At 73.2% G+C, this 9,733-nt stretch carries 7 protein-coding genes and 1 pseudogene; 6 read left to right on the top strand and 2 right to left on the bottom strand.

Annotated elements, in window-relative coordinates; genetic code table 11:
* Window positions 1-110 precede the first annotated feature (110 nt).
* The 3 genes from DZF91_RS04535 to DZF91_RS04525 all read left to right on the top strand — a co-directional run bounded on the left by DZF91_RS04535 (window position 111) and on the right by DZF91_RS04525 (window position 2,033).
* A complete protein-coding gene (locus DZF91_RS04535) occupies window positions 111-1,142 on the top strand; it encodes a hemolysin family protein (RefSeq protein WP_117356233.1) in 1,032 nt (343 codons plus the stop codon).
* 99 nt (window positions 1,143-1,241) lie between these two features.
* Entirely contained in the window at window positions 1,242-1,475 is a 234-nt protein-coding gene (locus DZF91_RS04530) for an RNA polymerase subunit sigma-70 (RefSeq protein WP_117356232.1), read from the top strand.
* 3 nt (window positions 1,476-1,478) lie between these two features.
* Window positions 1,479-2,033: a Clp protease N-terminal domain-containing protein gene (locus DZF91_RS04525; protein ID WP_117356231.1), complete on the top strand. Its 555-nt coding sequence runs from the start codon at window positions 1,479-1,481 to the stop codon at window positions 2,031-2,033.
* A 108-nt stretch (window positions 2,034-2,141) separates the two neighbouring features.
* Here the strand turns inward: DZF91_RS04525 and DZF91_RS04520 are convergent, their stop codons facing one another.
* The gene (locus tag DZF91_RS04520; RefSeq protein ID WP_117356235.1) at window positions 2,142-4,631 is read right to left on the bottom strand and encodes a DEAD/DEAH box helicase; all 2,490 of its coding nucleotides are present in this window, start codon (window positions 4,629-4,631) and stop codon (window positions 2,142-2,144) included.
* Between the two features lie 236 nt (window positions 4,632-4,867).
* The gene (gene gndA / locus DZF91_RS04515) at window positions 4,868-6,325 is read right to left on the bottom strand and encodes an NADP-dependent phosphogluconate dehydrogenase (protein WP_268915918.1); all 1,458 of its coding nucleotides are present in this window, start codon (window positions 6,323-6,325) and stop codon (window positions 4,868-4,870) included.
* 148 nt (window positions 6,326-6,473) lie between these two features.
* Between gndA and DZF91_RS04510 the strand changes: the two genes are divergently transcribed.
* The 3 genes and pseudogenes from DZF91_RS04510 (at window position 6,474) to DZF91_RS41760 (ending at window position 9,662) form a co-directional block, all read left to right on the top strand.
* A complete protein-coding gene (locus tag DZF91_RS04510; protein WP_117356230.1) occupies window positions 6,474-7,226 on the top strand; it encodes a beta-phosphoglucomutase family hydrolase in 753 nt (250 codons plus the stop codon).
* Window positions 7,223-9,076: pseudogene (locus DZF91_RS04505) on the top strand (glycoside hydrolase family 65 protein); the annotation flags it as partial. The gene DZF91_RS04510 and the pseudogene DZF91_RS04505, both read left to right, overlap by 4 nt.
* 112 nt (window positions 9,077-9,188) lie before the next feature.
* Window positions 9,189-9,662: a glycosyl hydrolase family 65 protein gene (locus DZF91_RS41760; RefSeq protein ID WP_407920878.1), complete on the top strand. Its 474-nt coding sequence runs from the start codon at window positions 9,189-9,191 to the stop codon at window positions 9,660-9,662.
* The last annotated feature ends 71 nt before the right edge of the window (window positions 9,663-9,733 follow it).

Genomic DNA, 9,733 nt, shown 5'->3' with positions numbered 1-9,733 from the left:
GGGGCCGGCGGCGCGATCGGAGGTGGGGCCGGCGGCGGGAGCGGAGGCGGGGCCGCGGGCGCCAACGGCCGCCGGCCGTCCGCCGACCGGGGCGAGGGGAAGGGCGCGCGATGAGCCTGCCGCTGGGGGTCCTGCTGACGTTGCTGCTGCTGGCGGGCAACGGGTTCTTCGTGGCGTCGGAGTTCGCGCTGGTCGCGGCCCGCCGGCCGCGGCTGGAGAAGGCGGCGGCCGAGGGCAGCGGCGGCGCCGCGTCGGCGGTCGCCGGGATCCGCGAGCTGTCGCTGATGCTGGCGGGCGCGCAGCTCGGCATCACGATGTGCTCGCTCGGCCTCGGCGTGGTGTCCGAGCCGGTCTTCGCCGGGACGCTCGCGACGCTGTTCCACCACGTGGGAGTGCCGCGGGGGGCGGCGCACCCGGTGGCGTTCGTGCTGGCGCTGGCGCTGGTGACGTTCCTGCACATGGTCCTCGCCGAGATGGCCCCGAAGTCGTGGGCGATCATCGACCCGGAGCGGTCGGCGACCGTCCTCGCGCCGCCCTTCCGGGGGTTCGCCCGGATCGTGAGGCCCGCGCTGGCCGCGCTCAACGGGCTGACGAACCTGCTGCTGCGGTTGGTCGGCGTCCGGCCGAAGGGCGAGGAGGAGATGTCCCGCACGCCCGAGCAGCTGCGCAGCCTCGCCGTGGAGTCGCGGCGGCTCGGCCTGATCGCCGAGACCGACCTGAACCTGCTGACCGCCGCGCTGGACGCGCCGCGCGCGCCGCTCGCCGGGCTCGTGATCCCGACCGCGCGGGTCGTGTCGGTGCCGCCCGACGCGTCCCCGCAGGACGTCATCGACACGGCGGTCCGCACCGGGCACACGCGGCTGGTGGTCTCCGGCGGCCCGAGCGCGCCGGCGGGGGTCGTGCACGTCCGGGACGCCTACCTGGCCCGCGCGCGGCAGACCGAGCCGCCCGCCAGGGAGCTGGCGCACCCGATGCCGCGGCTGTCGGTGGCGACGCCGGTGGCCGAGGCGGTGGCCGTCCTGCGCGACCACCACAGCCACCTGGGGCTGGTGCTGCGCGACGACGGCCGCGGCGCGGGCATCGTCAGCCTGGACGACCTGCTCACGACCATCCTCGCCCCCACCGACCGACCCACCGACTAGCCCGCGGCGCCGCCGCGCGCCGCCGTGTGTCCCCGCTTTCCCCCGCCCCGTCCGTCAACCGATGTTGACACGCCCGGACCGTCAACCTACATTGACGGTATGAGCGATGGAGTGAGGCTCGCCCAGGAGGCGAGCAGCCGGGACCCGGCGGTCGGCCTGCGGGCCGTCCGCGCGCTGCGCGACCTGGCCGAGCGGCTGGAGGCGCTGCAGGTGGACAACGCCCGCGAGCAGGGCTGGTCCTGGCAGGAGATCGCGGTCTGCCTCGGCGTCAGCCGGCAGGCCGTCCACAAGAAGCACGGCGGGGGACGCCGCATCCTCAAGAAGGAGCGCTAGGAGATGTTCGAACGGTTCACCACCGGGGCCCGCGAGGTCGTCAACGCCGCGAAGGAGGAGGCCCGGCGCCGGGGCGACCGGACGGTCGGGACCCCGCACCTGCTGTTCGCCCTGACCCGCGACGAGGGCCCGGCCGGGGAGGCGCTGCGCGGCTTCGGCGTGTTCCGCGGCGCCGCCGAGGACGCCGTGGACGCCCTGCCCGCCCGGGACGGACTCGACGGCGAGGCCCTGCGCGTCCTCGGCATCGACATCGACGCCGTCCGGGAGGCCGCCGAGGACGCCTTCGGCCCCGGCGCCCTGGACGCCCCGCGCGGCGCCCGCCGGGAGCGCACCGCGACCGGCCACATCCCGTTCGAGCCGGAGTCCAAGAAGGCGCTGGAGCTCAGCCTCAGGCAGTCGCTGAAGCTCAAGCACAAGTACATCGGGTCGGGGCACCTCCTGCTCGGCCTGCTCCAGGACCGCCGCTTCCAGGCGGCCCGCGCCCTCAGCGGGGCGGGCGTGGACCTGGACGCCCTCCGCGAGGACGTCATCCGGCGCATCCCGCCGCAGGCCGCCTGACCGCCCTCCCCCGCCCCTCCGGAACCGGCGTCGGGCCGCGCCGCGCCCGCGGGCGGAAGCCGCGCGGCCTCACCGTCTCCGGCCCCGCCCCCGGCCGCGGCCCGGGGGTCAGAGGCGGTCGACGGCGGTGACGCGGATGACCGCCTCGCCCGCCTGGTCGGAGCCGGCCAGGTCCACCTCGGCGCTGATGCCCCAGTCGTGGTGGCCCTCCGGGTCGTCGAAGACCTGGCGGACGCGCCACAGCTCGTCCTCGGGGACCTCCTCGATCCGCAGCAGCTTCGGGCCGCGCGCGTTCGGGCCGGTCAGCAGCTCGTCGTGCTCCTCGTAGTAGGCGTCCATGGCGTCGGCCCAGGCGTCCGCGCCGAAGTCCGGGTCGAGGTCGCCGAGGTCGGCGTAGCGCTCCAGCGCGGCCAGCTCCACCCGGCGGAACAGAGCGTTGCGGACCAGCACCCGGAACGCCCGGGCGTTGGCCGTGACGCGGGTGACCCGCTCGTCCAGGGCGGTCGCGAGGTCCTCGTCGGACGGGTTGGCCAGCTGCTCCCACTCGTCCAGCAGGCTGGAGTCGACCTGGCGGACCAGCTCGCCCAGCCACTCGATCAGGTCGATCAGGTCGTCGTTCTTGATCGACTCGGGGACGGTCTGCTGCAGCGCCTTGTACGCGCCGGACAGGTACCGCAGCAGCAGCCCCTCGGCGCGCGCCAGGTCGTAGTGGCCGATGTACTCGGTGAAGGTCATCGCCCGCTCGTACATGTCCCGGACGACCGACTTCGGGCTGAGCGGGTGGTCGCCGACCCACGGGTGGCCCGCCCGGTACACCTCGTAGGCGGCCTCGAGCTGCTCCTCCAGGGGCTTGGGGTAGCTGACGTCCTGGAGCAGCTCCATCCGCTCCTCGTACTCGATGCCCTCGTTCTTCATCTCCTGGACGGCCTCGCCGCGCGCCTTGTTCTCCTGCGCGGCGAGCACCTGGCGCGGGTCGTCCAGGGTGGACTCGATCACCGACAGGACGTCCAGCGCGTACGTCGGCGAGCCGGGGTCGAGGATCTCGAACGCCGCGAGCGCGAACGCCGACAGCGGCTGGTTGAGCGCGAAGTCCTCCTGGAGGTCGACGGCGATCCGCGCGTAGCGGCCCTGCTCGTCCGGCTCCTCCAGCGCCTCGACCACGCCTCCGGCCAGCAGCGACCGGTAGATCGCGATGGCCCGGGAGATGTGCCGCCGCTGGGCCGCGCGGTCCTCGTGGTTGTCGGTGAGCAGGCTCTTCATCGCCTGGAACGCGTTGCCCGGACGGCCGATCACCGACAGCAGCATCGCGTGGCTGACCTGGAACCGGGACGTCAGCCGCTCCGGCTCGGCCTGCTGCAGCTTGGCGAAGGTCTCCTCGTCCCAGCCGACGAACCCCTCCGGGGGCTTCTTGCGCTGCACCTTGCGGCGCTTCTTCGGGTCGTCCCCGGCCTTGGCGAGGGCCTTCTCGTTCTCCACGACGTGCTCCGGGGCCTGCGCGACGACGTACCCGATGGTGTCGAACCCGGCGCGTCCGGCGCGTCCGGCGATCTGGTGGAACTCGCGGGCCCGCAGCCGCCGCACCCGGTGCCCGTCGTACTTGCTGAGGGCGGTGAACACGACCGTCCGGATGGGGACGTTCACGCCGACGCCGAGCGTGTCGGTGCCGCAGATGACCTTGAGCAGCCCCGCCTGCGCCAGCCGCTCGACCAGCCGCCGGTACTTCGGCAGCATCCCGGCGTGGTGCACGCCGATCCCGTGCCGGACGAACCGGGACAGGTTGCGCCCGAACCGGGTGGTGAAGCGGAAGTTGCCGATCAGCTCGGCGATCTTCGCCTTCTCCTCCCTGGTGCAGACGTTGATGCTCATCAGCGACTGCGCCCGCTCGACGGCCGCCGCCTGGGTGAAGTGCACCAGGTAGATCGGCGCCTTCTGCTCGCCGAGCAGTTCCTCGATCGTCTCGTGCAGCGGCGTGACCCGGTAGTCGTACTTGAGCGGCACAGGCCGGTCGGCTGAGGTGACCAGCGCCGTCGGGCGGCCCGTCCGGCGCGCCAGGTCCTTGCGCAGGAACTCGACGTCACCGAGCGTCGCCGACATCAGCAGGAACTGCGCCTGCGGCAGCTCCAGGATCGGCACCTGCCACGCCCAGCCGCGCTCGGGCTCGGCGTAGAAGTGGAACTCGTCCATGACGACCACGCCGACGTCGGCGTCCCGGCCGTCCCGCAGGGCGATGTTGGCCAGCACCTCGGCGGTGCAGCAGATGATCGGCGCGTCCGGGTTGACCGAGGCGTCGCCGGTCATCATCCCGACGTTCTCCCGGCCGAACATCTCGACCAGGTCGAAGAACTTCTCCGAGACCAGCGCCTTGATCGGCGCGGTGTAGAACCCCACCTCGTCCCGGCCGAGCCCGGCGAACAGGGCCCCGGCCGCCACCAGCGACTTCCCCGACCCGGTCGGCGTCGCCAGGATGACGTTGTTGCCGGAGACCACCTCGATCAGCGCCTCCTCCTGCGCCGGGTACAACGTGATCCCGCGCCCCGAGACCCATCTCTCGAACGCCTCGAAGAGGCTGTCGGCGTCGGCGTCGTTTCCGGAAGGCATCTGGTCGAGAAGGTTCACATCCCCATCCTGCCCCTCCCCGCGCACTGCCCAGGCCAATTCCCCGCCCCGAAGCGCCCTCCTTCCCCCAGCCCACGCCCCTTCCGGCGCTCCCACCGCATTTCCGCCGCCCGGATTCCGGATTTCCGACCCGGCCGCCTGTCAGCGGCTTTCGACAGGTGATCCGCGGGCGCCTCGATACCGCCCCGGGCCGTCTCCCAATGGGGTCAGAGCCCTTTTCAGGGGTTCGGCGGGGTGCCGATAGGGACTTCTTTGCGCGGGCTCTCGGCCCAGAGGGTGTGGAAGGTGCCCTCCTTGTCGGTGCGGTGGTAGGTGTGCGCCCCGAAGTAGTCGCGCTGGGCCTGGACCAGGGCGGCGGGCAGGCGCCTGGCCCGCAGGGAGTCGTAGTAGGCCAGGGCCGCGGCGAAGCCCGGCACCGGGATGCCCTGCCGGACGGCGGTGGCGACGACGTCGCGCCAGGCCTCCTGCGCCCCGGCCAGGGCCTCGGCGAAGTCGGGCGTGGTGAGGAGCGTCGGGGTCTTCGGGTCGGACGCGTACGCGGCGCGGATGCGGTCCAGGAACTCCGCGCGGATGATGCAGCCGCCCCGCCAGATCGCGGCGGTCGCGCCGAGGTCGATGTCCCAGCCGTACTCGGCGCTGCCGGCCGCGATCTCGTCGAAGCCCTGCGCGTAGGCGACGATCTTGGACGCGTACAGGGCCTGCTCCACCTTGTCGGCGAAGCCGGCCGGATCGGCGACCGGCGTGCGCGGCGGGCCGGGCAGGTCCCGGGCCGCCTTGCGCAGGACGGCGTGGCCGGAGGTGGAGCGGGCGAAGACCGCCTCGGCGATGCCGTTGACCGGGGCGCCGAGGTCCAGGGCCGTCTGGACCGTCCAGCGGCCGGTGCCCTTCTGCTCGGCCTGGTCCAGGACGACGTCCACGAACGGGCGGCCCGTCCCCGGGTCGGAGTAGGCCAGGATGTCGGCGGTGATCTCGACCAGGTAGGAGTCGAGCCGGCCGGTGTTCCACGTCCGGAAGACCTCCGCCAGCTCGGCGGGCCCGAGGCCGCCCGCGTTCCGGAGCAGGTCGTAGGACTCGGCGATGAGCTGCATGTCGGCGTACTCGATGCCGTTGTGGACCATCTTGACGAAGTGGCCCGCGCCGTCCGGGCCGATGTGGGTCGTGCACGGGACGCCGTCCACCCGGGCGGCGATCGACTCCAGCAGCGGCCGGAGCGACGCCCAGGACTCGGCGGACCCGCCGGGCATGATGCTCGGGCCGTGCAGCGCGCCCTCCTCGCCGCCCGAGATGCCCGCCCCCACGAAGTGCAGGCCGCGTTCGCGCAGCGCCGCCTCGCGGCGGCGGGTGTCGAGGAAGTGCGCGTTGCCGCCGTCCACGAGGATGTCGCCCGGCTCCAGGAGCGAGGCGAACTCCTCGACGACCGCGTCGGTCGGCGCGCCCGCCTTCACCATCACCACGACGCGCCGGGGCCGCTCGAGCGAGGCGACGAACTCCGCCGCCGACCCCGCGGGCACGAACGCGCCCTCCCCGCCGAACTCCTCGACCAGGGCCCGGGTGCGGGCCCCGGTCCGGTTGTGCACCGCGACGGTGTAGCCGTGCCGTGCCAGGTTGCGGGCCAGGTTCCGGCCCATCACGGCCAGTCCCGTCACCCCGATGTTCGCCTGCTGAGTGCCGCTCACCAGTGTTTCCTCACTCACGGTAAGCATCGCCGGACGGAGTCCTACCCTTCTGTTCGGGCGAGCCGACGGCGGACGACCCGGTTCCGGGTATGTACTCGCCCACGGGGAAGGCACCGATCAAACAGCCGACGACCTTAGGGGAAAGACATTGCTGGGACTGCCGGAGGGGGTCGAAGCGTGCCTGTTCGACCTCGACGGGGTACTGACCGCCACGGCCGCCGTCCACGCGGCGGCGTGGAAGCAGATGTTCGACGAGTTCCTGAAGGACCGGGCGCTGCGGCGCGGTGAGCCGTTCGTTCCGTTCGACATCCGCCACGACTACGGTCTGTACGTGGACGGCAAGAAGCGCGAGGACGGCACCCGGTCGTTCCTGGAGTCGCGCGGCATCCACCTGCCCGAGGGCTCCCCGGACGACCCGCCAGCCGCCGAGACGGTGCGGGGGCTCGGCAACCGCAAGAACGAACTGGTGCTCAAACTCATCGACGAGAAGGGCGTGGAGGTGTTCGACGGCTCGGTGGACTTCGTCCGCGCGGCGCGCGCCGCCGGGTTGAAGACCGCCGTCGTGTCGTCCTCCGCCAACACCGCGCAGGTGCTGCGGGTCACCGGCATCGCCGACCTGTTCGACGCGCGCGTCGACGGGGTCGTCGCCGCCGAGCGCAAGCTGCCGGGCAAGCCCGCGCCGGACACCTTCCTCGCCGGGGCCGAGGCGGTCGGCGTCCCGGCCGACCGGGCGGTCGTGTTCGAGGACGCGCTCGCCGGCGTGGAGGCCGGGCACCGCGGCGGCTTCGCCTACGTCGTCGGGGTGAACCGGCTGGACGCCGCGCACGCCGACGGGCTGCGCGAGCACGGCGCCGACACCGTCGTGGACGATCTTTCCGAACTTCTCGAGGGGGACCAGTGACCGAGCCGGACAACCGCGCCGCGGCGGCCGGGCAGCCGCAGTTCCTGGTGGAGCCCTGGTGCGTGCGGGAGCCGGAGCTGCGCCTGGACCGGCTGGCCCAGAGCGAGTCGGTCTTCGCGCTGTCCAACGGCCATCTCGGCCTGCGGGGCAACCTGGACGAGGGCGAGCCGCACGGCCTGCCGGGCACCTATCTCAACTCGTTCTACGAGCGGCGCCCGCTGCCGCAGGCCGAGGCCGCCTACGGGGTCCCCGAGACGGGGCAGACCGTGATCAACGTGACCAACGGCAAGGTCCTGCGCCTGCTGGTGGACGACGAGCCGTTCGACGTCCGGTACGGCCGCCTGCACTTCCACGAGCGGGTCCTGGACATGCGCGCCGGGACGCTCTCGCGGGACGTGGAGTGGACGTCCCCGGCGGGCCGCCGCGTCAAGATCACCTCGACCCGGCTGGTGTCGCTGACGCAGCGCGCGGTCGCCGCGATCTGCTACGAGGTCGAGGCCGTGGACGACGCCGTCCGGGTCGTCCTGCAGAGCGAGCTGGTGGCCAACGAGGCGCTGCCCGACCTCGGCCGCGACCCGCGCACCAGCGCGATGCTGGAGGCCCCGCTGGTGTCGGAGGACCACATGTCCAACGGCCACCGGGTCGTCCTGGTGCACCGCACCCGGGAGAGCGGGCTGCGGATGGCGGCCGGGATGACGCACCAGGTCACCGGCCCGGAGGACGCCGACCACGCGCTGGAGAGCCTGCCCGACATCGGCCGCCTCACCGTCGCGACCCGGCTGAAGCCCGGCGAGCGGCTGCGGATCGTCAAGTACATGGCCTACGGCTGGTCCAGCCAGCGGTCCCGGTCGGCGCTGAACGACCAGGTCGTCGGGGCGCTCGCGGCGGCCCGGCAGACCGGCTGGGACGGGCTGCTGGAGGAGCAGCGCGCCTTCCTCGACCGGTTCTGGGAGGGCGCCGACGTCGAGGTGGACGGCGACGCGGAGGTGCAGCAGGCCGTCCGGTTCGCGCTGTTCCACATCCTGCAGGCCGGCGCGCGCGCCGAACGCCGGATGATCCCGTCCAAGGGCCTCACCGGGCCCGGCTACGACGGGCACTCCTTCTGGGACACCGAGACGTTCGTCCTGCCGGTGCTCACCTACACCTACCCGGACGCGGTCGCCGACGCCCTCGGCTGGCGGCACATGACGCTGCCGCTCGCGCGGGAGCGCGCGAGCCAGCTGGGGCTGCCCGGCGTGGCGTTCCCGTGGCGGACGATCCGCGGCCAGGAGTGCTCCGGCTACTGGCCCGCCGGAACCGCCGCGTTCCACATCAACGCCGACATCGCCGACGCCGTCGTCCGGTACCTGGACGCCACCCGGGACGAGCGGTTCGAACGCGAGGTCGGGCTGGAGATCCTGGTGGAGACCGCCCGGTTGTGGCGCGGCCTCGGCCACCACGACGTCGAGGGCGTGTTCCGCATCGACGGCGTGACGGGCCCGGACGAGTACACCGCCATCGTGGACAACAACGTCTACACGAATCTCATGGCGCGCCGGAACCTGCGCGAGGCGGCCGACACCGCCATGCGCAACCCCGACGTCGCCGACCGGCTGGGCGTCACCACCGAGGAGGCGGCGTCCTGGCGGGACGCGGCCGACCGGATGCGCATCCCCTACGACGAGCGGCTCGGCGTCCACCCGCAGTGCGACGGGTTCACCGACCACGCCCGCTGGGACTTCGCCTCGACCAAGCCCGACCAGTACCCGCTGCTGCTGAACGTCCCCTACTTCGACCTGTACCGCAAGCAGGTCGTCAAGCAGGCCGACCTCGTGCTGGCCCTGCACCTGTGCGGGGACGCGTTCACGCCGGAGGAGAAGGCCCGCGACTTCGCCTACTACGAGGCGCTGACCGTCCGGGACTCGCGCCTACTACGAGGCGCTGACCGTCCGGGACTCGTCGCTGTCGGCGCAGACGCAGGCGGTGGTGGCCGCCGAGTGCGGGCACCTGGAGCTCGCGCACGACTACCTCGGCGAGACCGCGCTGATGGACCTGCACGACCTGAACCGCAACACCCGCGACGGCCTGCACATCGCGTCCCTGGCGGGCGCGTGGACCGCGCTCGTCGCGGGGTTCGGCGGGATGCGGGCGAGCCGCGGCGCGCTGCGGTTCGCACCGCGGCTGCCCGGCGGCATCAGCCGGCTGGCGTTCCGGATGCGCTACCGCGGCAACCTGATCAAGGTGACGGTGACCGGGGAGTCCGCGACCTACGAGCTGCTGGACGGCCCGGGCCTCGTCCTCGGCCACCACGGCGAGGAGTTCCACCTGGAGAAGGAGCCGGTGGAGCGCGGGATCATCCAGGGCATCTCGCCGGTCGCGCCCTGCCAGCCCGCGGGACGGGAGCCCATCCCGCGCCGGATCGACCCGCACGACCGCAACCGCCGCCGCGTCCGCTGACCGGCCGAACCCGCGGCCCGAGGCGGCCGGGCCCGGGCCCGGTACCGGGGCCGACAGGCGTCGGGGCGCGG

This window comes from Actinomadura logoneensis, from assembly GCF_003428695.1.
Taxonomy (GTDB): Bacteria; Actinomycetota; Actinomycetes; order Streptosporangiales; family Streptosporangiaceae; genus Spirillospora; species Spirillospora logoneensis.
This window is presented reverse-complemented; position numbering and strand designations above follow the sequence as displayed.